Genomic DNA, 25599 nt, shown 5'->3' on the forward strand with positions numbered 1-25599 from the left:
AACTGCACGGTTTCGCGCTGCCGACCCGGCTGGAGGACGAACCGGGGCCGATTGCGCGGGTTCGGTTTGATCGTGGCAGGCACGGTTGCGGGCCTTGGCGTTTTGGCGTGCAGTCGCGTGACGTGGGGCCGGTGCGCGAACGACGGGCTTGCTCCGGCGCTTTGTCGTTAAAAGGTTGTTACGTGACAACTGCAAGACACAGCGGATGACTTTATATACTGAATTTCTGCCTCACCCCTGCGAGGCGAATCTTCGATTCGCGCACGCCCACTACCTCCGGCCTTCAAGCCGGGCGGGAACACCCGAACCCCGCGATCCACAGGTTTTCGGCAAAACGCCTATAATGATTGGGCAAATTGCCGGAGAGAGGTCATGAGCACCATTGCTTTTCATCCTTCGGGCGTCGCGCATCCGCGTCAGGCCGAATTCACGATTCTCGAGCAGCTGCTGGCGATCCGCGTCCGATCGGGGGCCGATCTTGCCGAGCTGGCGAGCGCACGCGTCGACGTGTCGGTGATCGACCGGCTGTCGGAGCGCGGGCTGAAATCGGACGAGCTGGCCTTCATCATTCCGCGCCGCACGCTGAGCCATCGTCGCCAGGCGCACGAGCGGCTGTCGCCGGAGGAATCCGACAAGGCGATCCGCCTCGCGCGCATCGTCGCGCAGGCGACGGCCACGTTCGGCGACCAGGACAAGGCGATGGCGTGGCTGCGCAACGGGCTCCAGCGCTTCGGCGGCCGCACGTCGCTCGACATGGCGAGCACCGAGCACGGCGCGCGGCTCGTCGAAGAGGTCCTCACGCAGATCGACGAAGGGTACTTCGCTTGACGACGCTGTGGCGGATCAGCAATTACGCGGACCTGAAAGGCATCGGCGGGTTGCGCGCGGGCGGCCGCTGGCATTTTGCCGGGCAGCCCGTCGTGTATCTCGCCGAGCATCCGGCGCTCGCGTTGCTCGAGACGCTCGTTCATTTCGAAATCACCACCGTCGCGCAATTGCCGAGTGGATACCAGTTGCTTCGTATCGAGGTGGCCGAGTCGGTGGACGTCGCCGAAATCGCGGAAGGCGACGCGCCCGATGACTGGCGCACGAACGTCGACTGGACCCGCAGCGCCGGCACCGAGTGGCTGCACACGCAGCCAAGCGCGCTGCTGCGCGTGCCGAGCGTCGTCGTGCCGCACGCGCACAACTTCCTGCTGAATCCGCTGCATCCGGCTGCGTCCGCGGTTCGCATCGCGGAAGTCATGCAGTCGCCGTACGACAGCCGGATTCTGCGGCTGATCGAGTCGAAGCCGGGCGAATAGGGAACAGGAACGGACCGGGCGCGGGCCGGGCGTCGTCGTGTTCGTGCGGCGGATCAGCGCTCGTGCGCGGCGCGATCCGCGGCCGCGTCCGGCGGCAGCGTTTGCCGGATGCGCGTGACCGTTCGCGAGCTGACGAGACCGAGCATCGCACTGACATCGGCGTGCGCATGACCGGCGAGCAACTGGCGGCGCGCATACGTGTTGCGCAGCACGCGCGGGCTCATGTCCGCCGCGTGGAAGCCGATCGCGGCCAGCGCGTCGCGCACCACGAGCAGCAGAAACATGTCGTTCATCGCGCCGCCGCCGCGCGGCGCGGGAAACAGCAGGGCGGAGGCCGGCTCGTTTGCCGGGCGTGTGCGCCACGCGGCAAGCGGCGCCAGTGCGAACCCGGCGAGCTCGATCCGGCGCGCCGGCCGCGCGCGATCGCGCGGCACGGACAGCGACGGCGGTTGTGCATCGAGATCGGGCGCGTCGCGCGTCGTCGCGCGAATTTCGGCCGACGTGATGCCGCTCGCGAGCAGCAGTGCGACGATCGCGCGATTCCGGCATGCGGCCGGCGTATCGTCCGGCCGCGGCTGCACATGGCGTTGCAGCGCCGCGTCGGCGTCGGGCGGCAGGTAGCCCGGTTCGGGCTCGCTGTCCGGCCACGCGAGATGCTGCGTCGTCCGGCTGGCCGGATGGATCGTTCGCACGCCGGTGTCGACCAGATGCCGGCACAACCGGTCGATCAGCTTCGCGTAGCGCATGCGCGTCGATGTACCGGGCTCGCATGTGCGATCGAGGTCGGCCAGGAAGGCCGCGACGTGGTCGGGCCCGAACGTGGCCAGCGATGCACGGTGCGCGCTCAGGTGCCGCAGGAACCGTTCGAACATCGCGACGTGCTGCACCACCGAGCGCGGCGCGAACGGCTGCTTGCCGGCGCCGGTCGCGGCGGTTTCCTGCCACGCGCGGAACGCGCCGACGGGGTCGTGAATCCAGCGATTCGTATCCATGCACGATTTATAGCCGGACATGATGGCGCCGGCAATCGTCCGGATGTCCAGCCGGCCCGTCGGCACGATGCGACCGGCGCGTCAGTGCGCGGCGCGTGTCTCGTCGATGCCGTCGTTGTGCATCGTCACGTAGACGAGCACGAGCAGCAGCGTGATGAAGAAACGGAACGCGTCCGGCACGCCGTTCCATTGCTTCGACATCCACATTCCGAACCATTCGCCGCCGACCGACATGAAGCCGACCTGCCACGTGAGGAAGCCGAGCGTCAGGCCGGCGATTGCGCAGGACTTGGCCGCGCGGAACGCCGCATCGCCGGCGCGCCGCGCACGCAGCAGACGCACGCCGCCGAGCCAGCACAGCACGGCCGTCAGCGTTTCCATCGAGATGATGGCGACATAGCCGGCGTGATGGAACCATGTTGCGTCGATTGCGCGATACATGATTCCGTTGCCGGGAAAGGTCGTGTCCATCAGGAACACGTGGTGCACGAATGCGAAATTCGTCGCGTAGTCGGTGATGTTGCCAAACGCGACGAGCGATGCGAAGAAAGCCATGGCCAGTACCATGGCCGCCTTGGACAGACGGACGATCATAATGGACTCCGAAATGAACGGGCAAACGAAAGCGCGAGCGCACGGCAATGAGCCGGCGTTCGGGGCGATACCTGCGTAAGCGTTTCCGGCGGGGCCGGCGGGTTTGCGTGCGTGTGCACGGCGGCGCGGAGATCGGGACTGGAAAACCTGAAGCCGGTGCGGCGTCGAGGAGACGCACGCGCCGGCTGGATCGAGTGCCCGCGCCAGGAGGGAGCGCCGATTGTCGGTCGAACTGCTGGTGTCGTCAAGCAGGGCTGCGCGTGTGCCGAAGGCTGGTCGGCACGCTGCAATGCCGCGTGCGTGCGGCGCGTACGGCGGCCATCAAGCGTCGCGCGAAGGCGCCGTCGCCGCCGGTGCTCCCGCACGTGCCTGCCTGCCCGGCCGCGCGAGCGCGGCGAACATCAGTTGCGTCGCAATGGCCGCGAGCGTGCCGGCCGCCATCCCGTTGCCGAGCACGATCTGCACGGGCGCACTGAAATGACGATACAGGTTCGGCACCAGGATCGGCGCGAGTCCGACGACGAGCGCGGCCGCGAGCGTGTACTGGTTGGCGCGCGCGTGCAGGTCGACGCTCGCGAGCAACCGGATGCCCATCACGCCGATCATCGCGAACACGACCAGCGCGGTACCGCCGACCACGGCGGCCGGAATCGCATACGCGAGCCGTGCGAGCGGCGCGAACAGCGCGATGACGATCAGGATCGCGCCGGCGGCGGCGGTCACGTAGCGCGAGCGCACGCCGGTCGTCTGCACGACGCCGATGTTCTCGGCGCTGGTCACGATCAGCGGCGTGCCGAACAGCGCGCCGACCAGCGACGCCAGCGCATCGCCGCGTATCGTCTTCGGCACGTCGCGCTGCAGCGAGATCGCCTTGCCGCAGGTTTCGCCGACGGCAACCGTCTGCGCGGTAGCCTCGGCCATCGAGATCGCACTGAAGATCAGCAGCGGCAGCGCGGCGAGCACGTCGAAGCGCGGCATCCCGAACGGCAGCCACACGGGATGGGTGAACAGCGGGCCGCGCCACACGTCGGTGAGCGCCGGCATCGCGTCGAGCGCCCAGCCGAGCGTGGCGCCGGCCATCAGCCCGATCAGCACCGCGAGGCGCCCGAGCGTGCCGCGGAACGCGCCCGCGATGGCGACGGTGCACACGATCGTCGCGAGCGCGAGGCCGAGCGCCCGCGGCTGCGCGAAGTCGGCCGAACCGGGCTGGCCGACCACGATCGTCGCATAGATCCGGATCAGGTTGACCGACACGAGCAACAGCATCGCGCCGACGACGACGCGAGGAAAGAGCCGCAGGCAGCGCGTGAAGACGGGCAGCAGCACCCAGTAGAACGCGCTGGCGAGCAGCGCCGCGCCGGCGGCGGTGGGCAGGCCCGATTGCGCGGCGATACCCGCGAACAGCATCGTCGGTGCGCCGCCGGGCACCATCACGAATGGCATGCGCGCGCCGATCGGGCCGGCGCCGAGCGATTGCAGCAGCGTGCCGATGCCGCAGGCGAAGAACGTCGCACCGATCAGCTGGACCGTCAGGTCGGCCGGAAGCGCGAGGACTTTCGCGATCAGGAATACGGCCGTGATCGGGGACGCAGCCATCGACAGCACGTGCTGCAGCCCGAATAACGCAAGCTGCCACGCGGGCAGCCGTGCATCGACGGGCGGTGAGATCGGTTCGTGCGACACGGCAGGCCCCTCGGAGGCGAACGGCGACGATGGCCAGAAACGGGCGGTGAGCGGAGCGTCAGGTCCGCAGCCAGGGCAGTTGCGCGGCGCTGTAGCGGAACGTCTGGAACACGCTGTTCAACTGGCCGGGGCCGGTCTTGCGCGCGGCTTCGTCGGGGTATTCGGCGAACCACGGGATCACGTATTCCCAGACGACTTCGCCGGCGGGGGTCACTTCGAACAGCCGGCCCGTCGACGATTCCGTGACGTGCGTGTTGCCGTTCGGCAAGCGCTGCGCGTTGCCCATGAACGGCGTGTAGAACAGGTTCACGACGTCGTCCGCATACGACCACACGACGCGCCGCGTCGCCGGGTCGATCTCCACGACGCGCGAGAACACCACGTGCGCGCCGTGGCGGAAATTGCCGTTGTCGAACGCGAGGATGTTGCCGTTCGCGAGCGGCACCGGCGCATGCTGGTGCGACACGACGTCGGGCCCGATGTGCAGGTCGACGCGGCCGGTTTCGCGGTTCACGCCGATGATGCCCGACGTCGTGCGCAGGCTCATCAGCACGCGGCCATTCGCATCGACCGCGAGACCGTTGACGAGCGGCCAGTGATAGCGGCCAAAGCCGGCCGCGATCGGGAAATCCTCCGGCCGCAGATGTTCGCGCGCATGCCATTCCCACACGATCTGGCCGGCCCGGTTCACTTCGCGGATCACGTCGGTGACCATCACTTCGTCGTCGCCGTGCGGCGTGCCGCCCGGCACGCGCCGCGCGAACGCGGCATCGACCGGCTCGCACGCGGCGTAGAGCAGGTTGCCGTTGGGCAGCCACTGCGCGTCGTGGTGATGCGCGGGATCTTCGTAGCGCCACACGGTTTCGCCTTGCGGCGTGACTTCGTAGAAGTCGCCGCCATGCCACATCGACCATGGCGCATAGCGCGATTCGGACTGCGGATGATTGCCGTTGTAGCCGAGGTTGCCGTTCGCGAGGATCACGGCATGGCGGCCGGGGCGCACGGGCATTTTCCATTGATGGGCGACTTCGCCGTCGATGCCGACGAGATAGACGTTGCCGTTGGCCGTTTGCGGCGCGATGAGCGTATAGCCGCCCGCGGACAACGCGGGATCGTGGGCGATGAGGCCGACGCCACGGCGGCGCTGGGTGATCTGGTCGACGGTCGTCACTGCAGTCTCCATTCGAATCAAACACGAGGATGCAGCGGAATCTAGACGATCCGGCCGGTCAATAAAACTGGATTATTCTTGACGGCCTGTTCGGAAAAAACTAACGGTACCTTCATGCGTTCGATATCGCAGACATTCCGCTGTTTCGACGAAGTCGCGAGACGCGGCTCGATCCGCAAGGCGGCGGAAGCGCTGCACCTGACCGCCGCGGCGGTGCACCAGCAAATCCGCAATCTCGAGGAGCAGGTCGGCGTGCCGCTGTTCGACCGGCTGCCGCGCGGCATGCAGCTGACGCTCGCCGGCGAAATCGTCATCGCGGCCGTGCGGCGCGGCCAGCGTGATTTCGACAATGCGCTGACACAGGTCGAGGATTTGCGCGCGCTGCGGCGCGGGCACGTGAACCTGGCGGTGCCCGCATCGACGGCGGAAAAGCTCGTGCCCGACGCGATCCTTGCCGCGCTGCAGCGCTATCCGGGCGTCACGTACAGCGTGCGCTCAGGCAACGGCGAGAATATCGTGCGCTGGGTCGAGACCGGCGAGGCCGACATCGGCTATGCGCTGCGCCGTCGTACGGCGTCGGGCGTCGTCGAGGTGCGCGCGTTCGCCCAGCCGCTCGGCGTCGTCACGGCGCCCGGCCATCCGCTGGTGTCGTCCGGCGGCAAGGTGCGGCTGCGCGACTGCTTCGCGCATCCGTTGATCCTGATGACGCCCGACACGGAGTTGCGCGCGATGTTCGACCAGATCGATGCGCGGCAGCCGCGCAACGTGCGGCCGTTCGTCGAGACCGGGTCGGTGCCGATGGTGCGGCGCCTCGCGGCCGAAGGGGCGGGCGTCGGCTTCCTGATCGCGGAGAACGTCGCGGACGACGTCGCCGCCGGCCGGCTCGCGTGGACGCCGCTCGCCGATCCGGGCGCCCGCTCGTTCAGCTGCATCTACCAGCGGGCGGACATGAGCGCGACCGTCGCGATGACGATGTTTCTCGAGTTCTTTGCCGAGGCGATCGACGCGATGGAGCGCGGTTTCGCCCGCGACGGGCGCGCGACGGCCAAGCGTCGCCGGGCGGCACGTTAACGACGTCGCGACACCGTCCGCGCGAGCGCGTTGCGATGCACTGCAACACGCGAATCCGCATGCGGATCGGGTGGCGGTGCACACACGACGGCCGGCCGCATCGCCTTATTTCCTTATTGCGGAAAAAAATTTGTTCATGGGACTATCGAACGCGTTGCCTGCGTACCGAGGGGGTTGCAGGCAGCGTGACACCCATCGCAACGACCGACAAGAACATCGACACAATGAACAAACCGGCGATTCTCCCGTATGCATCCGCGTTGCTCGCGGCCGCCATGATGACGGCCTGCGGCGGCAACGACATCGATACCGATACAGGCTCCACGACGACACCCACGGCCGACACGAGCTGTCTCGCGATCGACAACAGCGGCTCGACCGTCGTGGTGGGCTCGAACCAGCCGGGCGACCCGTCGCTGCCGGAAGCGTCGTCGGGCTATCGCACCGGGATGAAACCCGTCTATGCGAAAACGTACCTGGTGGCCACGTCGAACGCCTACGCGAGCGCGGCCGGCTGCGCGGTGCTGAAGAAAGGCGGCACGGCCGCCGACGCGGCGGTCGCCGTGCAGGCCGTGCTCGGGCTGACGGTGCCCGAGGCGACGGGCCTCGGGTCCGGCGGCGTGCTGCTCTACTACGATGCGCGCGGCAAGACGCTGCAGGCGTACGACGGCCGGGAAACCGCGCCGGCCGCCGCGACCGAGAACTACCTGCGCTACATCGACGACCAGACCAATCAGTCGGCCCCGCTGCCGAACGCGCGTGCGAGCGGCCGCTCGATCGGCACGATCGGCGTGCCGCGGCTCATCGAGGCGCTGCAGCAGGATCACGGCCGGTTGCCGTGGCAGAGCCTGTTCGGTGATGCGATCACGCTCGCGACCAACGGTTTCCCGATCGGCGGCCGGCTCGCCGACGCGATCGCGTCGAACGCGCCGAACCTGAAGCGCGACGCCGAGGCTGCCGCATATTTCCTGAACGCCGACGGTTCGCCGAAGACGCTCGGCACCGTGCTGAAGAACCCCGCCTACGCACACACGCTGACGCTGATGGCGCAGTCGGGCGCGAATGCGCTGTACACGGGGCAGATCGCGCAGGACATCGTCGCGAAGATCGCGACGACGCAGGGCGCGGACGGCTCGACGCTCACGCCGGGCAAGACGACGGTCGCGGATCTGGCCGCGTATCAGGCGAAGCGCCGCACACCCGTGTGCACGACTTATCGCAGCTACTGGGTATGCGGGATGCCGCCGCCGTCGTCGGGCGGCATCGCGGTCGCATCGGCGCTCGGCATTCTCGAGAACTTCGACCTGAAGTCGCTGAAGCCGACGGCGATCGACCTCGAAGGCGGCAAGCCGACCGTCGCGGGCGTGCACCTCGTCACCGAGGCCGAACGGCTCGCGTATGCCGACCGCGACAAGTACGTGGCCGATACGGACTTCGTGCCGCTGCCGGGCGGCACGTGGGACACGCTGCTGAACAAGCCGTACCTGAAATCGCGCGCGGCGCTGATCGACACGAGCAAGAGCATGGGCACCGCGCAGCCCGGCAATCTCGGTGCGGTGCCGCTCGGCGTCGACACGACGCTGATCGAGCACGGCACGAACCAGTTCACGATCGTCGACGGCGACGGCAACGTGCTGAGCGCGACGACGACGGTCGAATCGAGCATGGGCTCGTTCCACATGACCAACGGCTTCCTGCTGAACAACCAGCTGACCGATTTCTCGGCCAACCCGGTCGACAGCGCGGGCAATCCGGTGGCCAACCGCCTGCAACCGGGCAAGCGGCCGCGCAGCTCGATGGCGCCGACGATCGTGTTCGGGCAGGCGGCCGACGGTTCGCGCGGCGATTTCGTGATGGCGACCGGTTCGCCGGGCGGCGGCACGATTCCGCAATACGTGGTCAAGACGCTCGTCGGTGCGCTCGACTGGGGGCTCGATGCGCAGCAGTCCGCCGGGCTCGTCGACTTCGGCGCAAGCAACAGCCCGACGACCACGATCGGCGGCGAGCATCCGAACGTCAACGCGGCGAACAACGGCGCGAACGATCCGCTGATCACGGGGCTGCTCGCGCTCGGGCACAAGGTGTCGACGTCCGCGCAGGCGAGCGGCGTCAACACCGTGATGCGCGTGACGGTCGGCCAGTCGCCTGCGTTGCAGGGCGGTACCGATCCGCGCCGTGAAGGCGTCGTGCTGGGCGATACGTTCCGGCCGTAATCGCGCGGAACGCACGCGGCCCCGATCTGCCTGTTGCTGCCAACAGGCGGCCGGGGCCGTGTTTCCTGAAGGGGCGGCAATGGCGCATGCGCATCTGCTTGAAATGGACACGGTCCTGTCGGCGCCGGGTTTTTTCGATTTCCTCGGCGATGTCGATTGCGACAGCGCGCTGGACCGTCGCGATGCCGGGCCGTTCGATGCGCAGTGGATGGCCGCATTCGACGCCACCGACGGCGATCCGGGTGCTGCGATCGATACGCCGGCGGTGGATGCGTTGCGCGAAAAGGCGTTCAAGCTCGCCTTCGTCGCATCGGGCAACGCCGGGGTGGCCGCATGCGTGTCCGACGATATCGAACTGATTGCGAGGAGCCGGTTGTCGGGCTGCGTCGACGGCTGGCCGGAACGCATCCTTTGGGATGCTTATAAAGACGGCCGGTTTCCCTGCTAGCCGTTTTGCCGGCGTGGATTCCCGATGCAGGGCGATCGGGAGTCCACACCGCGACCGCCATCGGGCTCGCGCCCGCCCGCCTGCAAGTACCCGACGCGTTTCGCCGCAACCCCCCGATTGTCAAACTGTGTGAGTCAATCGTCAGCATTTGCAACGGAAGTAACAGTCCCCGCAAATCAAGCGTTTTGCGCGCCGGCGCCGCTACATTAGCTCCACCTGCCGCACGTCGCGGCAAGGCATGCGACAAGCCGCACGAAGGCGGCCCGCAGCAACAACGTCTTTGGGGAGAATGACCATGAACAAGATTCGTACGATCCTGCTGGGCGCCGCACTGACGGCCGTGGCAACTTCGGCTGCTTTCGCACAGACGGCCCAGACGGGCGCAGCAGGTACGGCTGGCGTCGGCGCACAGGTTCAGACGCCGCTGCTCGGCGGCGGCGTGGGCGTGCAGGCGGGCGCCGGCGCGAACGCCGCAGGCTCGGGTTCGGGCGCGGGTAACGCCGTTGGCGGCGCGCTGAATGGCGTCGGCAAGACGGTGGGCGGCGTCGGCTCGGCAGCCGGCAATGCGGTGGGCGGCGCGACGCACGCGGTGGGTTCGGCGGCGGGCACGGCGAAGGATGCCGCGGCATCGGCCGCGCACACGACGAAGTCGCACGTGAAGCACGTCGCCGGCTCGGCGAAGAGCCACGCGCAAGGCGCGGTGTCGACGGCAGGCGACGTCGCGGGCGGTGCGAAGGCGAAAGCCGGCGAAGCGCTCGAAGGCGCGACGAATTCGGTGCAGGGCGGCGCGTCGGTCGGCGTCAAGGGCTCGGCATCGGCGCAAGGCGGCGCGCTGTAAGCGACACGCATCCCGTCAAGGCCCGGCCCGCTTCGATGCGGGCCGGGCTTTTTTCATGGCGCACGGCGCGTCATCCTCCTTCGCGCTATCGCGACATTTCTTCAGGACTTCGCACGGTCCGCGCGTCCAGTCCGGATCACGTCGAACTGCCTGTATGCGCTTGACGATCTCACTGCCGTCTGCGTAGAATCACCGCGCCCACGTTCCGTGGGCGTCATTTTTCCACGTTGAAGAAGGCTCATATGTTGGAGATTGCGGTAATCCGATAACCCAGACCCTGCGCAAGCAAGGGGTTTCGGTTATCGATGGGCAAAAAAGCCTGGCGAGCATCCATTCGATGCCCGCTGGTCGTGCACATTCAGATTACTGCGTTCGAATTTCCAACATGAACATCTCTCGGCCCGAGCAACGGACTCTCCACGTCCTCGCCAAAGGCGGTTGCATCGTGCATACGCGCGACGCGGCTGGCCACGTTACGTCCGTCCAGTGCTTTACCCGTGACGGGTACGTTCTTTCCGACTGCACGTTGTCCGTTTTCACCAGACTGAAGACCAAGCGTTTGATCGGATCCAGGGACGGTCAACCGTATCGGATCAATTCGGCCGGATTGCGTGCCGTCCGCCCGCAGCTGGACAACCGCTGACGCATCGGCCGGCCGTCGATCGCGCCGGCCGGCGGCGCATGCCGGCTCGTGATGACGTCCGGCAGGCTCATGGCGAGCTCCGCAACAACGTTTTGCGTCGCGAACCTTCACGGTTCGCGCGCCCCAACCGAGGTAACCGCATGCATTCCCGATTCTTCAGAATCGCCTTGATACTCGGCCTGCTCTCCGCGATCGGGCCGTTCGCCGTCGACATGTACCTGCCGGCGCTGCCGGTGATCAGCCGGAGCCTGGGCGCCGACATGAGCACCACCCAGTTGAGCTTGACGGCCTTCTTCGTGTCGCTGGGCGTCGGCCAGCTCGTCTATGGCCCGGTATCGGACGTCGTGGGTCGCAAGCCGCCGCTTTATTTCGGCCTCGCGTTGTTCGTCGTCGCGAGCATCGGCTGCGCACTGGCCACGAGCATCGACGCGCTTGTCGCGCTTCGCTTCGTGCAGGGTCTCGGTGCGGCCGCGGGCATGGTGATTCCGCGCGCCGTGGTGCGCGACCTGCATACCGGCAACGACGCCACGCGGCTGATGTCGCTGCTGATGCTGGTGCTCGGCATCTCGCCGATCCTCGCGCCGCTGGTCGGCAGCGTCGTCATCGCCCATACGAGCTGGCGCGGCGTTTTCTGGGCCGTGACGTTCGCGGCGCTGGCCGGACTGGTGTTGGCCGCGACGATGCTCGACGAATCGCGCACACGCGATGCCCGCATCGGCGGCGGTTTCGGCGCGACCTTGCGTGCGTACGCGCTGCTGCTGCGCGACGGCCGCTACCTGGGGCTGGTGCTCATCGGCAGTTGCGCGTTTGCGATCTTCTTCATCTTCCTCGCCAACTCGCCGTTCGTGCTGATCAACCACTATGGTTTGTCGCCGGCGCACTACGGCATGGCGTTCGGGATCAACGCCGCTTCGTTCTTCATCGCCGCGCAATTCAACGGCGCATTGTGCGAACGCTTCGGCATCGAGCGGGTGATCAAGGCCGGTGCATACGCGTGCGGCGCCGTCCTGCTGATCCTGCTGGCGTACTACGTTGCGATCGGCGACCGGTTGTGGGTATTGATCGCCCTTTACTTTCTCGCGAGTGCGTTCATGGGCATCGTGATCCCCACGACCGGCGTGCTTTCGCTGGAGCGGCACGGCCACATTGCGGGAACGGCTTCCGCGCTGCTGGGAACGGTGCAGATTCTGACCGGCGCGGTCGCAACGGCCGTGATGAGCGGGTTCGCGAGTGACGGTCCGTTGCCGATGGTCGCCGGCATGACGGCTTGCGGGTTGATTGCCGTCGGGTTGTCGTGGGTGACGCTGGGCGGCCGATCGGCAGCGAGCGTTCGCGCGATCTGATCGTGCGACGGGGCCGCCCACATCGTTGTTTTCAAACGCACGCCGCCGGAGGGGAGGTGCCTGCCGAAACCATGCGGGATGCGCGTCGTCGAGGCGCCGGCCGCCGCGCGCGGCTCGTGCATCAGGGGTAGATCGACGTATCCTCGCCGACGCTGATCAGGCGGACCTGTTCGAGGTGGTACGGAATGCGTACTTCGGCGCTCCATCGTTGATCGAGCGGAACGGTGGACTTCGCCATTGGCTCGCAGGCGTTGCCGATCCTGCAACGCACGATGAAGATCCGCAGCCGGTCGCCGTCCTTTTCGTAATCGACACCGGGCGAGTACTGCAGGCTTTCGGGCGGCACCCGGTAACGGATGGCGATCGCATCGTCGGCGACCCTGCTGACCGTGACGGGCTCGACCTGCGATCTCGCGTAGGCGGGGTGCAGAGGGGCCGCGCCGGCGCAGCCGGCGACGCCCAGCAGCGCGAGCATGGACAGAAAGGGCGTGAGATACGCGCGCCGCGCGCGCTGGCCATGTGGCGCCGCGAGACGGAGCATGGCGTCGTCAGCGCAGGGAATCCATCGCGAGTGCCTTGGCCAGGAAGCGGCGGCTGGCGGCGAGGATTTCCTTGCGCGTGCGTTCCGTCTCGACCGTGCGGGCGAGCACCAGCGCGCCGATGCACTGCGCCATGAGTGCCCACGCCGCATCGGAATCGCCCGTGCGGCTGCTCCAGCTTTTCTGGATCTGTTTGACCGCCTGCTCGACCGACGCGCGCACTTCAGGCGAAGCGCGCGAAATTTCCGGCCCGAGCGTCGGAAGGACGCAACCTTCCTCGGGGTGCAGCGCATGAAACGAGCTCAGATAGTTGCGCAGACACTTCGCGACGTGATCGTCGGGGGAGGTGTCGTCTCCGGCGAGCATCTCCGAGCTCTTCTCGACTTCCTCGTCAACCAGAGCCTGGAAGAGCGCCTGCTTCGACGGAAAGTGATTGTAAAAGGCGCCGCCGGTAAGCCCGATCGACGCCATCAGTTCGTCGATGCCCGTCGTCGCGAAGCCGCCGCGTTTCGCGATGGCGCGGCTGCTGGCGATGAGCTTCTGGCGAGTCTCTGCCTTGTGGGTGCTGGAGTAGCGCATGGTGGAGTTCCGCTCGAGTCGGGGCCGGGCCGACAGATACTGGCTCCATAGCATAACTGTCGTTTACCCATCGCTCAAGATCGCGTTAACACGGGCGTCCGGTGTTCGTGTCGTCACGCCGGCGCAATATTAGGGAAAGCGCTGACTAGGCATGGTCACGCTGCCGTCCTATAAGTAAACGATCGTTAATCAAAGGAGATGAGGATGGCAGGCGAAACGTCGAATAACCGGCCCGCGGCATTGGTGATCGGTGCGGGCGATGCGACCGGCGGTGCGATTGCCCGGCGGTTTGCGCGTGAAGGCATGGTGGCTTGCGTGGTGCGTCGCCATGCCGAGAAGCTCGAGCCGTTGGTCCGGCAGATCGAGGCGGAGGGGGCGCGGCGGTGGGGTTCGGGTCCGACGCGCGCAAGGAGGAGGACGTGATGGAGGTCGTGTCGCGCATCGAACGGGAGGTCGGTCCGATCGAGGCGATGGTGTTCAATATCGGCGCGAACGTGCCGTGCAGCATTCTCGACGAGACGGCCCGCAAGTACTTCAAGATCTGGGAGATGGCCTGCCTCGGCGGATTCCTGTACGGGCGGGAAGTGGCCAGGCGCATGGTCGCCCGCGGGCGCGGCACGATCATCTTCACGGGGGCGACCGCGTCGCTGCGCGGATCGGCCAATTTCGCGGCGTTTGCGGGGGCCAAGCATGCGCTGCGCGCACTGGCCCAGAGCATGGCGCGCGAGCTGGGGCCGAAGAACGTCCACGTCGCGCATGTGATCGTCGACGGGGCGATCGATACGGATTTCATCCGGGAGAATTTCCCGGAGCGGTACGCGCTGAAAAGCGAGGACGGCATCCTGAATCCGGAGCATATCGCCGACAACTACTGGCACCTGCATGCGCAGCCGCGCGATGCGTGGACGCACGAACTCGACCTTCGGCCCTGGCGCGAAACCTGGTGAAACACGTCGCTGATCTTCGCTGACCAAGGAACCGCCCATGTCAAAACGCATCGACTTCTACTTCGATTTCGGCAGCCCTGCCTCGTATCTAGCATGGACCCAGTTGCCGGCGATCGCCGCCGAGTACGGCGCCTTGCTGGCGTTCAAGCCGATGTTGCTCGGCGCCGTGCACAAGGCGACCCAGAACGCGTCGCCGGCGGCGATCCCGGCGAAAGCCGCATGGATGCGGCGCGATCTCGCGCGCTTCGCGCAGCGTTATGGCGTCCGCTACCAGCACAACCCGCATTTCCCGATCAACACGCTCGCGCTGATGAGGGGCGCGACCGGCACGCAGATGCGGGATGCCGCACTGTTCGAGCGTTATGTCTCGGTGATCTTCAGGGCGATGTGGGAAACGCCCCGCGATCTCGGCGATCCCGGGACGCTGGCGGGCGTGCTCGCACACGGCGAGATCGATCCGCAACTGATCCTGACCATCGTGCAGGACCCGTCGGTCAAGGACCAGCTCAAGGCCGACACGGACGCGGCGGTTGCTCGGGGAATCTTCGGGGCGCCGACGATGTTCGTCGGCGACGAGATGTTCTTCGGTCAGGATCGCCTCGATTTCGTCAGGGATGCATTGCAGCGCGAATGACGCAGGCCGATCGCGATTCGGCATCCGGTGTCGTCGGGCACGGCAGTTTCAGGAGGCGGATAAATGGAACGGATTTGGCAGGCGCGGTATCAGGAGGGCGTGCCTTTCGAGGTCGACCTGGCGGGACGCTCGTCGATCGTCGGGTTTCTCGAGCAGGCGCTGGCCGAGCGGCCCGACCAGGTGGCGTTCGCCTGCGCGGGGTCGTCGCTCGGCTACCGGGGGCTGGATGCGTTGAGTCGCGCCTTTGCCGGTTATCTGCGGGGCGTCGAAGGATTGGACAGCGGGGATCGTGTCGCCATCATGCTGCCGAATCTTCTCCACTATCCGGTCGTGGTGTTCGGTGCGTTGCGGGCCGGCCTGACGCTGGTCAATCTCAACCCGAACTACACCGCACGCGAAGTGCGGTTTCACCTGCAGGATAGCGGGGCGCGCGTGCTGGTCACGTGCGGAAGTTCGCTCGATGCGGTGCGGGACGCGGTCGATGGCATGCGGATCGGCATCGTCGTGGCGGAAGCGGACGAGATGCCTGCGTTCCAGGTGCTGGCCGCGGGTGGTGACGTACCGGCGTCCGCAACGGCGGCGCCGCCAGCCGGGCGCCGTTTCGTCGAGGCGCTTGCGGCGGGACGCGAACGCCCGTGTCCTGCGCCGTGCGTCACGCCCGACATGGCGGCGTTCCTGCAATATACCGGCGGTACGACCGGCAGGCAGAAGGCGGCTGTCCTCACGCATCGCAACCTGACGGCGAACCTGCTGATGATCCGCGACTGGTTCGCGGCCGGATTTGCGCGCGGCGATGAATGTCTGGCGACGATACTGCCGATCTATCACGTCATCGGGTTGTCGATCGGCTGCTTCTTCCCGGTCGCGATCGGGTGCAAGAACGTGCTGATTCCGAATCCCCGGAATCTCGGGCATTTCGTCGACGAACTGCGGGAGCACCGTGTGTCCTTTTTCGTCGGCGTGAATACGTTGTTCAACGCATTGCTCGAATACGAGCCGTTCCGGAACCTGAATCCCGGCTACCTTCGCCACACCTACGGCGCGGGCGCGCAGGTCGAACCCGACGTCGCGAAGCGCTGGCACGCGCTGACGGGCTGTCGCCTGCTGAGCGCATATGGCCTGACCGAAGCGTCGCCCGCCGTGTGCATGATGCCGCTCGATGCGGCGGGGCCTGCCGGCAGCGTCGGCCTGCCGCTGCCCTCGACCGACCTCAGGCTGCTGGACGGCGCGGGCGATGACGTGCCGCCGGGCACGTCGGGCGAAATCGCGGTCAAGGGGCCGCAGGTCATGACGCGCTACTGGAACCGGCCGGACGAGACGCGCGACGCGTTCACCGCGGACGGATTTCTGCTGACCGGCGATATCGGCACGATCGATCCGGACGGGTTCGTCAGGATCGTCGATCGAAAGAAGGACGTCGTGCTGGTATCGGGCTTCAACGTTTATCCGAACGAAATCGAAGCCGTGGTGGGCGCGCATCCGGGCGTGCTCGAATGCGCCTGCATCGGGGTGCCCGACGACCGGACCGGCGAGGCGCTCAGGGTGTTCGTGGTTGCGCGCGACCGCACGCTGACCGCCGACGCGCTTCAGCAGTTTTCCCGGGAACGCCTGACGGCGTACAAGGTGCCGCGGCAGTTCGAATTCGTCGATGCGCTGCCGAAGTCGTCGGTCGGCAAGGTGCTGCGCCGGGCGCTGCGAACGTGAGCGCAGGCGTTTCAGCCGCCTCGTCGCCCGCTGTTACACGTCGTGTCTGAAATCGGATAGTCGCCGCCGCCCATCCTCCCTAATCTCCGTGCATGCCGCGCGCCGCTACCGGCGCGCCTCTTCGTCACGGGAGACGGGAATGGTTACACGATGCATGCACGGTGTCGCGCTGATGATCATGCTCGCCGCGCTGACCACGGCCGGCGCGGCGCCGCCGCTGCGTACGGAGACGCTGAGCGTCGAGCCGGTACCGCAGCCGGGCCCTCACTGGGTCTACCTGATCGATGCCGCCAACAGCCACATGGTCGACGCGAAGCTGATCGTCTACGACGCCGATCGCCGGCGCATCGTCGCGCAGCTCGGCGCCGGCGCGTGGCCCGGCTTCGCGGCGGCGCCCGACCGCCGGGAGCACTACATCGCGACGAGCTACATGTCGCGCGGCACGCGTGGTGTGCGAACCGACGTCCTCGAGATCAACGACAACCGCACCTTCGAGAAAGCGGGCGAGGTCGTGCTGCCGCCGAAACACATGCAGGTCGTCACGGCGAGCTACGACACGACCGTCAGCGGCGACGGACGCTTCGCGTTCGTGTCGAACGTGACGCCCGCGATGTCGATCACCGTCGTCGATCTCGCGCACCGCCGGGTGGCCTCCGAAATCGACACGGCCGGTTGCGTGCTGGCCTATCCGTCAGGCGTTCGCCGCGTCACGGCGCTGTGCGAGAGCGGTCGTGCGCTGACCGTGACGATCGGCGACGACGGCCGCGAAACCGCGCGTCGCCAGAGCGACCCGTTCATCGACGTCGATCGCGATCCCTTCTACGTGAACGCGCGCCGCATCGGCGAGCGCTACCTGTTCCTGTCGCATCACGGCTGGCTGCGCGAAGCCGATTTCTCGCATGGCGCCGGGCGTTTCGGCACGCCGTGGAGCCTCGTGGACGAGCGGGAGCGTGCGGCCGGCTGGCGGCCGGGCGGCAACCAGCCGTTCGCGGTCAACACGCGCACCGGGCGGCTCTACGTCGCGATGCATCGGGGCGTCGACGGTTCGCACAAGGACCCCGGCACCGAAATCTGGGTGTACGACCTCGCGCATCACACCCGCCTTGCCCGCTGGAATCTCGCCGAGCGGCAGGTCGCGCCCGTCACGTCGCTCGAGGTATCGCAGGACGACCGGCCCGTCGTCTACGGCACGGGCGGCGCGGACCTGAGCGTATTCGATGGCGCGAGCGGCAAGCTGCTCGTCGACGAAAAGCAGATCGGAGAGAGCGTGGATCAGCTCGTCGCATTCTGAGCCTGGGAACGCCGTTGGGGGAGCAAGCAATGGGGTCGATCGATCCGGTGATACATGCCGCCGGCCTGGCGGCGAGCGCGGCGGTGTTCGGTATCGCGGCGTGGCGCAAATGGCGCAGGCTGCCTGCGTTCGAAACGGCTTTCGCCGCGTACGGGCTGTTGCCGGCTCGCGCCGCGCCGCTCGTGCCGCTGGCCGAGACGGCCGGCGTGATCGGCCTGCTGTACGGGCCGACGCGCGTCGCGGCCGCGCTGGGGCTGGAAGGGTTGCTCGTGTTGTTCGTGGTGGCGCTGATCGTCAACCTGCGCCGCGGCAACGACGCGATCGCCTGCGGCTGCGGCGGTTTCGCCGGTGCGGCTAACGACGACGCGACGGGCATCGGCTACCGGCATGTCGCCCGTGCGGCGGCGATCGGCCTGATTCCGCTACCGGTCCTGTTCGCGCCGGGCGAACGCACGCTGCTCGCCACCGACTATGCGACGGTGGCGTTCGCGACGCTGTTCGTGCTGGCGCTCGTTCATACGGTCGACTTCCTGTTCGCGCAGGCGGCCGACCTCGACAGAGGGAGGGTGAAGCCGTGATCGATGCATTGTGGATGTCGAACCTGCTGGCGTGGGTCGCGATCGTCGCGCTGATGCTGGTGGGTTTTGCGCTGGCGCGCCAGGTCGGCGTGCTGTCCGAGCGGCTGAAACCGGTCGGCGCGCTCGTGATCGACGCCGGTCCCGCGGTCGGCAGCGTCGCGCCTGTGTTCGAGCTGTTCGATCTCGCGCAGCGGGCCGTGCGGATCGGCGGCATCGATCGCGCCGGGGTCGGCACGTTGCTGTTCTTCGTGTCGCCGACCTGCCCGATCTGCAAGACGTTGCTGCCGCTGCTGCCGTCGGTCGTCGCGAACGAGCCGCGCGCGTACCGGGTCGTGCTCGCGAGCGACGGGGACGTGCGCGAGCACGCGGCGTTTCACCGCAACGCGGTCGCGCGCGATGGGCGCCGACACGGCATACGTGCTGTCGCAGGAACTGGGGCGCACGTACCAGATCGGCAAGCTGCCGTACGCGGTGCTGCTTGACGAACACGGGGTGGTCCGCGCGAAGGGGCTCGTCAATACGCGCGAGCACGTCGAAAGCCTGTTCGAGGCGCGCGAGGCCGGCGTCGCGTCGATCCAGGCCTACGCGGCCGGCAAGCGCGGTGCGGCAGAGGCCGCGTAACGACGCACGGCGATGTGTATCCATTGATCTCTTGCACGAGGAATGGCGATGAAATGGCTGGATGCAGTGTGTGAACGTTCCGTGCGCAGCGTCGCACGGCGCAGCTCGCGGCGCGGAATGCTCGCGCGTCTCGGCCGGTTTGCGGCCGGCGCGGCGCTTTTTCCGCTGCTGCCGTACGACCGTTCCGCCCGTGCGCAGGCGCGGGCGGCGTCCGCGCCGCACGGCGTGCCCGCGTCGGTCAACGATCCGAAGCACTGCGACTACTGGAAGCATTGCGCGATCGACGGCTGGCTGTGCAGCTGCTGCGGCGGCTCGTCGAGCAGTTGTCCGCCCGGCAGCACGCCGTCGCCGATCACGTGGATCGGCACCTGCCGCAATCCCAACGACGGCCGCGACTACATGGTGTCGTACAACGACTGCTGCGGCACGACGAGCTGCGGCCATTGCCTGTGCAGCCGCAATGAAGGGGAGAAGCCGCTCTACAAGCTGTCGCTCGACAACGACATCAACTGGTGCATGGCCAATCCGGTGTCGACCTATGTCTGTTCGGTGTCCTACATCCTCGGAGTTGCACAGAAATGATCCGGTTCATCGTCGGGATGATCGCGGCGGGCGCGTGCTGCATCGTGTTCGCAGGGGCCGCGCAGGCGGCGCACGACGCCGGCCGGGACGTATTCGCCGCGCGCTGCGCGGTCTGCCACCAGGCAGGCGGGCGCGGCATGGACGGGCTCGCGCCGCCGCTGACCACGTATCCGGCGCGCTACGCGGCGCTGGCCGAAGGCCGCGCACAACTTGTGCAGACCGTGCTCGACGGCATGTTCGGCGACGTGACGGTCGACGGCAAGCACTACAACTTCCGGATGCCGTCGTTCGCGGCGCTGTCCGATACCGAGATCGCCGACGTGCTGAACCATGTCGTGTTCGATCTCGCGGCGAAGCCTCCGGGGCGGGTTGCACCGATCAGTGCGTCGGACGTACGGGCGCAGCGCGCACGGCCGCTCGACGGCGCGCAGGTGCGCGAGCGGCGCGCCGCGTTGCTGCGGATGCTCGGACCATGACGGTCGCGCGGCGTGGTGCAGGGCGTGCCGGACGGCACGCGGTGGCCTGCATTGCCGCATGTGCGGCGTTCGGTGCGGTGCGCGCCGCCCCGGAGCAGGACACGGCGTCGCGCGTCCCGCAAGGCTATGTGCTGAACTGCATGGGATGCCATGGCCCGGCAGGTGCGGGCGTGCCGGGCCGGATTCCTCCGCTGCGCGATTCGCTCGGTTATTTCATGCGCATGCCGGAAGGCCGCGCATTCGCGGTGCGGGTGCCGGGTGCGTCGAATTCGGCGCTGAGCGACGCGGATCTCGCCAGGGTGCTGAACTGGATGCTGCTGCGCTACAACCGCGACCTGCTGCCGCGCGACTTCCGCCCCTACTCCGCCGACGAAGTCGCACGGCTGCGGCGGCCCGCGCTGATGGATGTCGCGAAGCGGCGCGCCTGGCTGATCGATGCGCTGCGTGCGCGAGGCAGCGGCAATGTGCCGCCGGCTTACTGAGGCGCCGCGTGCGCGCTGTCGCGACGCACGCGCTGCAGCGTGCGGGACGGCGGCTCGCCGAACATCGCGCGGTAGTCCTGTGCGAAGCGGCCGAAATGAACGAAACCCCAGCGCAGCGCCGCGTGCGTGACCGACGGCGCGTCGTACAACGATTGCCTGACCCGGTTCAGCCGGATCGCACGCAGGTAGTCGACCGGCCGCGCGCCCGTTACGTCGATGAAAGCGCGGTACAGCGCGTGCGACGGGACCTCGAGCCGCGCCGCGAGTTCGGACACCGACGCCGGGCACGCATTGGCCGTCTCGATCAGCTCGCGTGCCGCCGTGACGAGCGCCCAGTCGCGTGCCGCGCGCCGGCGCACGGGCCGTGGCCCGCACAGCTCGTCGTCGAGCAGCGCCGCGACGTCGAACGTGATCGCGCGCGCGTGATGGGTCTGCACGGCGGGGTCGGCAAGCGCCTCCGGTGCAGCCGAGGCCAGCCGGGTCAACGCGACGAGCCGCGCGCGCAGACCGTCGAGCAATGCACGGTCGACGGTCAGGATGCCCGGGCGCGCAGGCAGGTGCGCGCCGGCCGCCAGCCGCAAGCGCTCGGATGCGAGCGGGTCGGCCAGTGCGGCCGGATCGAATTCGACGTTGCAGTCGAGATAGCAGTCGGGCGACAGCAGTTCGAACGCGTCGCGTCCCGAGAACACGTGCAGGCCGTCGAGATCGCTGACATGCCCGCACATGCGGGCCTGCCCCGCAAGCTGCAGCGGGATGCCGAGCGCGATCCGGTCCGGCACGAAGCCGCGCTGGAACACGGTCCGGTTCATCCGCTCGACGTACACGCGCACGCCGCCGAGATCGATCGCGGTGACGGCGCCGTCGAATGCGCCGCGCGACAGTTGCCGATACGACTGGTGCCAGTCCGCGAGCATGCCGGCATGCAGATCGATGTCGTCACAGCTGCGCAGTGCGACGGCGGAAGCGATGGTGGCAGTCATCGGCCGTTCCCGGTCAATGCAGGCTCGCGCGGCCGCGCGGGATCGAACCGACGATGGCCCGTGCGTACAGCGCGAGCGCGTCGGTTGCGAAGTCGGGGAGCGACGCGTCGAGGCGGCCTGTCCGGTCCTTCCGGCAGCAGCGCATGCAAGAGCGGCCGCGCGTCATGGTGCGTTTCCAGTCATGGGTGCGCTCGAAGCGGCACATGGCGAACATTGTCATCCGGCAGCAGGGGAACTTGAATGTCCCGAAGGGGACAGGCGGAGAACACGGTGCACGGGGACCTGCATCCGGTTCCAGTATCAGACTGAAGTATGACCCGGCGATGGAGAGGGATCGCGCTCGCCGTTCTTTACCGGAGGATTGTCGGTGGTGGTGGTCTGACGGTCGCTACGCCGCATTCGTGCTGGATGTGAAGCTTTGAACAAGTCGGGGTGCTCGTGATTTGCGTTGATGCTGGTTGCCCGGCCTGCGTTTCCGGTGCTGCCCGGATAGGGTATCCATCGCATACCTGACGTCAATTACGCACCTGAAGCATCCCGGGTACGGTCGAGCACACCGATGAATTCTGATCGCATTGGCCGAGCAGGAATGATCCGCCGCACGACGTGACCTCGGGAGACAAATGCCCGCGGCGAGCGGCGGGTGCGCCCCCTGCCCATTGCCCGCCCGCCATGCTTAAATAGCGGGGCTCCCGGTTGCCGGGCGCCGCGATGGCGGCCCCGGCCGACGCGGGCAAGCACGTCCGATCGACACCGTGACGACAGACGACACAAAAACGCCGCTCCGGCTCGCCCGGCGCGGTCCGATAACATTCCGAGGCAACACGTCATGACCATCCTGTTCCGTCTTTTCGCGCTCGCCTGCGCACTCTGGCTGGCCGCCTGCGCCGCACCGCCTTCGCCGTCCGCCAGTACCGGCGCGTCCGCCGCCGCGCCGCAGGCGCCGGACGCCAGTGAACGCCGCGGGCTCGGCACCGCGTGGGGCGAGTCGGTACGATCCGAAACCCGCAACGTCGACTTCGAACGCGCGGATCCGGCGAAGCCGACGGATCTCGCGTCGGTCTACTACAACGACGCGTTGCCCGGGCATCCTCCCGCCTCCCAGGTTCGCCGGTTGCCGACCCGCGTCGCCCTCGCGAACGGCGACATCGCGCTGTCGTTTACCGACGAAAAAGGCGCACCGCTGCGTCTCGCACGCAGCAACGGCCGCTGGCACATGGCGGGCGTCGAGGGCTCGCGCTACATGATCGTGCTGCGCAACCAGGGGCGCCGCACGTTTGAAGTCGTGTCGACGGTCGACGGGCTCGACGTGCTGTCGGGGCGGCCGGGCAGCTACACGAACGGCGGTTACGTGCTGTACCCGGGCCGTACGCTGACGATCGAGGGCTTCCGCAAGAGCCGCGACGAAGTCGCCGCGTTCCGCTTCGCGTCGGTGCCCGACAGTTATGTCGCGAATTCGAAGTACGGCGATGCCGCGAACGTCGGCGTGATCGGCGTCGCGTTGTTCGCACAGAAGGAGAGCGAAGAGGAAGCGTTGCGCCGCAACGCGAATCCGTTCCCCGGCAACGACAACGGCTTTGCGCCGCCGCCCGTGCCGCGTGGCGAGTGATGGAGCGCGGCGGATCGGCCGCGTTCGTCGCGACGAACGACGTACACGGCGCGATCCATGCGAATACGGAACAGCCCGACGATGTCGGTTGCGGTGCCGGTGAAGAAGGCGCGCTGCACGTGCTGGAGCTGCGCCGCACCGCGTTTTTCGTTACCCGTTCAAAGCGGTCTTGATTCTGTTTCGCTCGAAACCGACGGCGAAGCGCAATCACCATATTTGGCGATTACGTGGCGTACCGCACCGGCAGGCATCGACATCCATCGGAAATATCTCGCGCACGGCGGCGCAACGCATCGCTTCCATCGTTGCTTGAACGGCACATGTGCCGAGGCCGAGGCGCGGCAGTAATACAGTCGTGCGATGGCACACCGGCTGTTCGAATTCGCATCGCGTGCTTCCCCTTCATCCGGATCGAGGAGAACCCCATGTCGTTACCCGCTTTCAGGTACCATCCCGACCCGCTGTCAACGGGCAGCGTGATCCGGTCGGACACGCGCTGTGTATGCTGCGGGGAAGCGCGCGGCCATGTCTACGCCGGCCCCGTGTACGCGGTCGACGAGTATGAGCAATGCATCTGCCCGTGGTGCATCGCCGACGGCTCGGCGCACGCGCGGCTCGAGGCAAGCTTTACCGACACGTACGAGATCGGCGGCGGCGAATGGGACGATGTACCCGAAGCGATCGTCGACGAGATCGCGTATCGCACGCCGGGCTTCCAGGGCTGGCAGCAGGAACGGTGGTGGACGCATTGCGGCGACGGCGCGCAATTCATCGGCCGCGCGGGTGCCGACGAATTGACGGCGCTCGGCCCGCAGGCCGTCGCGTCGATCCGGGAATCGACCGGGCTCGACGACGGCGCCGAGTGGGCGCGTTTCTTCGCGGCGCTCGACAAGGACGGCTCGCCGAGCGCGTATGTGTTTCGCTGCATTCATTGCGGCGAGTTGGGCGGTTACCAGGATAGCGATTGACGGCCGGGCCGGTGGCGTCGTGCGGCAGTCGCCTTCGTCATGAAACAGAGGAATCTTCGTGAAGTTCATCCACGCGGCAGACATTCACCTTGACAGCCCGTTGCACGGCCTGAGCGCGTATCCCGACGCACCGGCCGCGCAGTTGCGCAACGCGTCGCGCGAGGCGCTGCGGCAACTCGTGGATCGCGCGATCGAAGAGGAAGTCGCGTTCCTCGTCATCGCCGGCGATCTCTACGACGGCGACTGGAAGGATCACAACACCGGCATTTTCTTCGGCCAGCAGATGGGGCGCCTGCGCAAGGCCGGCATTCGTGCGTTCGTCCTCGGCGGCAACCACGATGCCGAAAGCGAAATGACGAAGAAGCTGACGCTGCCCGACAACGTCACCGTGTTCGGCCATCGCAAGCCGGAAACCCACAAGCTGCCGGAATTCGACGTCGCGCTGCACGGGCAGAGCTTCAAGGACAAGGCCGTCGTCGACAATCTCGCGATCGGCTATCCGGACCCGGTACCCGGGTACTACAACATCGGCGTGCTGCACACGGCGCTCGAAGGTTATGCGGCGCACGCGAACTATGCGCCGTGCACGCTGGCGGAACTGCACGCGAAAGGCTACGACTACTGGGCGCTCGGCCACGTGCACGAATTCCAGCAATGGTCGGGGTCGTCCACCGTCGTGTTTCCCGGCAACCTGCAGGGGCGTCATATCCGCGAGACGGGCCGCCGTGGCGCGGTGCTCGTGACGGTCGAGCAGGGCCGCACGCAGGTCGAGCGCCTGTATCTCGACGTGCTGCGCTGGGAAGCCGTGTCGGTCGATGCGTCCGATTGCGTCACGGTCGCCGATCTGTCGAGAAAGATCGGCCAGTCGCTGGAGGCGCTGCTGACCGTCGACGGTCACGTGCCGCGTGCGGTGCGCGTGACGGTCACCGGGCGCACGCCCGCGCACGGCCTCTTTTTCGGCCGCGCGCCGCAGTTGCGCGCGGAGGTGCTGAACCAGATCGGCATCATCGGCAACGAGCGACTGTGGCTCGAGAAGGTCCGCCTTGCGACGTCCGCCGCCGATCGGCAGCCGGGCGAGAGCGAACAGCTCGAGGCGCTGGAGGATCTCAAGCAGATCCTCGCCGACGCCGCGCACGATCCGGATTTCCTCGCGCTGCTCGAACGCGACCTGAAGCCGTTCGTCGGCAAGGTGCGCAGCGACGTGAAGGAGGAAGTGCCGTTGTTGGCGATGGCGCGCACGGGCGAGCTGACCGCGCTCGTCGAGCAGGTCGGGCCTGCGCTGCTCGCGCGGCTGGCGAGGGGGGAGTAA

General features: G+C 67.4%; 27 protein-coding genes and 2 pseudogenes. 21 read left to right on the plus strand and 8 right to left on the minus strand.

Going from position 1 to position 25599, the window contains the following annotated elements:
- Positions 1 to 372 precede the first annotated feature (372 nt).
- Together parS and BBJ41_RS34580 are read left to right on the plus strand one after the other, a co-directional pair.
- The gene (parS, locus tag BBJ41_RS34575) at positions 373 to 828 is read left to right on the plus strand and encodes a type II RES/Xre toxin-antitoxin system antitoxin (protein ID WP_031403156.1); all 456 of its coding nucleotides are present in this window, start codon (positions 373 to 375) and stop codon (positions 826 to 828) included.
- The gene (locus BBJ41_RS34580; protein WP_069750823.1) at positions 825 to 1304 is read left to right on the plus strand and encodes an RES family NAD+ phosphorylase; all 480 of its coding nucleotides are present in this window, start codon (positions 825 to 827) and stop codon (positions 1302 to 1304) included. Before parS ends, BBJ41_RS34580 begins: the two co-directional genes overlap by 4 nt.
- A 53-nt stretch (positions 1305 to 1357) precedes the next feature.
- Here the strand turns inward: BBJ41_RS34580 and BBJ41_RS34585 are convergent, their stop codons facing one another.
- The 4 genes from BBJ41_RS34585 to BBJ41_RS34600 form a co-directional block, all read right to left on the minus strand.
- On the minus strand, positions 1358 to 2296 hold the full coding sequence (locus BBJ41_RS34585) for a tyrosine-type recombinase/integrase (RefSeq protein ID WP_069750824.1): 939 nt from the start codon (positions 2294 to 2296) through the stop codon (positions 1358 to 1360).
- Positions 2297 to 2377: 81 nt separating this feature from the next.
- A complete protein-coding gene (locus BBJ41_RS34590) occupies positions 2378 to 2890 on the minus strand; it encodes a DUF2165 family protein (protein WP_069750825.1) in 513 nt (170 codons plus the stop codon).
- A gap of 321 nt (positions 2891 to 3211) precedes the next feature.
- Positions 3212 to 4573, minus strand: a complete 1362-nt coding sequence (locus BBJ41_RS34595; RefSeq protein WP_069750826.1) for a uracil-xanthine permease family protein — start codon at positions 4571 to 4573, stop codon at positions 3212 to 3214.
- A gap of 58 nt (positions 4574 to 4631) precedes the next feature.
- A complete protein-coding gene (locus BBJ41_RS34600) occupies positions 4632 to 5756 on the minus strand; it encodes an aryl-sulfate sulfotransferase (RefSeq protein WP_069750827.1) in 1125 nt (374 codons plus the stop codon).
- 102 nt (positions 5757 to 5858) lie between these two features.
- On the opposite strand from BBJ41_RS34600, the gene BBJ41_RS34605 reads away from it, so the two are divergent.
- The 6 genes from BBJ41_RS34605 (at position 5859) to BBJ41_RS34625 (ending at position 12300) form a co-directional block, all read left to right on the plus strand.
- Positions 5859 to 6815, plus strand: a complete 957-nt coding sequence (locus BBJ41_RS34605) for a LysR family transcriptional regulator (protein WP_069750828.1) — start codon at positions 5859 to 5861, stop codon at positions 6813 to 6815.
- A 224-nt stretch (positions 6816 to 7039) separates the two neighbouring features.
- Positions 7040 to 9028: a gamma-glutamyltransferase family protein gene (locus BBJ41_RS34610; RefSeq protein ID WP_069750829.1), complete on the plus strand. Its 1989-nt coding sequence runs from the start codon at positions 7040 to 7042 to the stop codon at positions 9026 to 9028.
- A 79-nt stretch (positions 9029 to 9107) separates the two neighbouring features.
- Positions 9108 to 9476: a hypothetical protein gene (locus BBJ41_RS34615; protein ID WP_069750830.1), complete on the plus strand. Its 369-nt coding sequence runs from the start codon at positions 9108 to 9110 to the stop codon at positions 9474 to 9476.
- Between the two features lie 295 nt (positions 9477 to 9771).
- Positions 9772 to 10314, plus strand: a complete 543-nt coding sequence (locus BBJ41_RS34620) for a hypothetical protein (protein WP_069750831.1) — start codon at positions 9772 to 9774, stop codon at positions 10312 to 10314.
- 385 nt (positions 10315 to 10699) lie between these two features.
- Positions 10700 to 10957: a YjhX family toxin gene (locus BBJ41_RS42160; protein WP_083282105.1), complete on the plus strand. Its 258-nt coding sequence runs from the start codon at positions 10700 to 10702 to the stop codon at positions 10955 to 10957.
- A 140-nt stretch (positions 10958 to 11097) separates the two neighbouring features.
- Positions 11098 to 12300, plus strand: a complete 1203-nt coding sequence (locus BBJ41_RS34625) for a multidrug effflux MFS transporter (RefSeq protein ID WP_083282106.1) — start codon at positions 11098 to 11100, stop codon at positions 12298 to 12300.
- Between the two features lie 121 nt (positions 12301 to 12421).
- Here BBJ41_RS34625 and BBJ41_RS34630 read toward each other — a convergent pair whose 3' ends face one another.
- Together BBJ41_RS34630 and BBJ41_RS34635 are read right to left on the minus strand one after the other, a co-directional pair.
- Positions 12422 to 12841 carry a hypothetical protein gene (locus BBJ41_RS34630; protein ID WP_069750832.1) on the minus strand — a complete coding sequence of 140 codons (420 nt, stop codon included), beginning with the start codon at positions 12839 to 12841 and terminating at the stop codon, positions 12422 to 12424.
- A 7-nt stretch (positions 12842 to 12848) separates the two neighbouring features.
- Positions 12849 to 13418 (minus strand): TetR/AcrR family transcriptional regulator, encoded by a 570-nt coding sequence (locus tag BBJ41_RS34635; RefSeq protein ID WP_069750833.1) that lies wholly within the window; start codon positions 13416 to 13418, stop codon positions 12849 to 12851.
- A 204-nt stretch (positions 13419 to 13622) separates the two neighbouring features.
- On the opposite strand from BBJ41_RS34635, the pseudogene BBJ41_RS34640 reads away from it, so the two are divergent.
- The 9 genes and pseudogenes from BBJ41_RS34640 (at position 13623) to BBJ41_RS34680 (ending at position 20733) form a co-directional block, all read left to right on the plus strand.
- Positions 13623 to 14365: pseudogene (locus BBJ41_RS34640) on the plus strand (SDR family oxidoreductase).
- 37 nt (positions 14366 to 14402) lie between these two features.
- Positions 14403 to 14999, plus strand: a complete 597-nt coding sequence (locus tag BBJ41_RS34645; protein ID WP_069750834.1) for a 2-hydroxychromene-2-carboxylate isomerase — start codon at positions 14403 to 14405, stop codon at positions 14997 to 14999.
- A gap of 63 nt (positions 15000 to 15062) precedes the next feature.
- A complete protein-coding gene (locus BBJ41_RS34650) occupies positions 15063 to 16703 on the plus strand; it encodes an AMP-binding protein (protein ID WP_069750835.1) in 1641 nt (546 codons plus the stop codon).
- A gap of 139 nt (positions 16704 to 16842) precedes the next feature.
- Positions 16843 to 17994 (plus strand): amine dehydrogenase large subunit, encoded by a 1152-nt coding sequence (locus BBJ41_RS34655; protein WP_069750836.1) that lies wholly within the window; start codon positions 16843 to 16845, stop codon positions 17992 to 17994.
- 29 nt (positions 17995 to 18023) lie between these two features.
- Entirely contained in the window at positions 18024 to 18572 is a 549-nt protein-coding gene (locus BBJ41_RS34660; RefSeq protein WP_069750837.1) for a MauE/DoxX family redox-associated membrane protein, read from the plus strand.
- A 14-nt stretch (positions 18573 to 18586) separates the two neighbouring features.
- A pseudogene (gene mauD / locus BBJ41_RS34665) lies at positions 18587 to 19193 on the plus strand (methylamine dehydrogenase accessory protein MauD).
- Between the two features lie 48 nt (positions 19194 to 19241).
- On the plus strand, positions 19242 to 19775 hold the full coding sequence (locus tag BBJ41_RS34670) for a methylamine dehydrogenase light chain (protein WP_069751453.1): 534 nt from the start codon (positions 19242 to 19244) through the stop codon (positions 19773 to 19775).
- The gene (locus BBJ41_RS34675; protein WP_069750838.1) at positions 19772 to 20251 is read left to right on the plus strand and encodes a c-type cytochrome; all 480 of its coding nucleotides are present in this window, start codon (positions 19772 to 19774) and stop codon (positions 20249 to 20251) included. The genes BBJ41_RS34670 and BBJ41_RS34675 overlap by 4 nt, the downstream gene beginning before the upstream one ends.
- Positions 20252 to 20292: 41 nt before the next feature.
- Positions 20293 to 20733, plus strand: a complete 441-nt coding sequence (locus BBJ41_RS34680; RefSeq protein ID WP_236872204.1) for a c-type cytochrome — start codon at positions 20293 to 20295, stop codon at positions 20731 to 20733.
- Here BBJ41_RS34680 and BBJ41_RS34685 read toward each other — a convergent pair.
- On the minus strand, positions 20727 to 21713 hold the full coding sequence (locus BBJ41_RS34685) for a helix-turn-helix domain-containing protein (RefSeq protein WP_069750840.1): 987 nt from the start codon (positions 21711 to 21713) through the stop codon (positions 20727 to 20729). The genes BBJ41_RS34680 and BBJ41_RS34685 overlap by 7 nt on opposite strands.
- A 13-nt stretch (positions 21714 to 21726) precedes the next feature.
- Positions 21727 to 21927, minus strand: coding sequence for a hypothetical protein (locus BBJ41_RS34690; RefSeq protein WP_069750841.1), 201 nt, complete (start codon positions 21925 to 21927; stop codon positions 21727 to 21729).
- Between the two features lie 615 nt (positions 21928 to 22542).
- On the opposite strand from BBJ41_RS34690, the gene BBJ41_RS34695 reads away from it, so the two are divergent.
- The 4 genes from BBJ41_RS34695 to BBJ41_RS34705 all read left to right on the plus strand — a co-directional run bounded on the left by BBJ41_RS34695 (position 22543) and on the right by BBJ41_RS34705 (position 25599).
- Positions 22543 to 23322, plus strand: coding sequence for a hypothetical protein (locus tag BBJ41_RS34695; RefSeq protein WP_069750842.1), 780 nt, complete (start codon positions 22543 to 22545; stop codon positions 23320 to 23322).
- Positions 23322 to 23495 carry a hypothetical protein gene (locus BBJ41_RS40875; RefSeq protein ID WP_156814970.1) on the plus strand — a complete coding sequence of 58 codons (174 nt, stop codon included), beginning with the start codon at positions 23322 to 23324 and terminating at the stop codon, positions 23493 to 23495. Before BBJ41_RS34695 ends, BBJ41_RS40875 begins: the two co-directional genes overlap by 1 nt.
- Positions 23496 to 23747: 252 nt before the next feature.
- Positions 23748 to 24290: a CbrC family protein gene (locus BBJ41_RS34700; RefSeq protein ID WP_083282107.1), complete on the plus strand. Its 543-nt coding sequence runs from the start codon at positions 23748 to 23750 to the stop codon at positions 24288 to 24290.
- Between the two features lie 58 nt (positions 24291 to 24348).
- Positions 24349 to 25599 carry a metallophosphoesterase family protein gene (locus BBJ41_RS34705; RefSeq protein ID WP_069750843.1) on the plus strand — a complete coding sequence of 417 codons (1251 nt, stop codon included), beginning with the start codon at positions 24349 to 24351 and terminating at the stop codon, positions 25597 to 25599.

The organism is Burkholderia stabilis (genome assembly GCF_001742165.1).
GTDB classification, from domain to species: domain Bacteria; phylum Pseudomonadota; class Gammaproteobacteria; order Burkholderiales; family Burkholderiaceae; genus Burkholderia; species Burkholderia stabilis.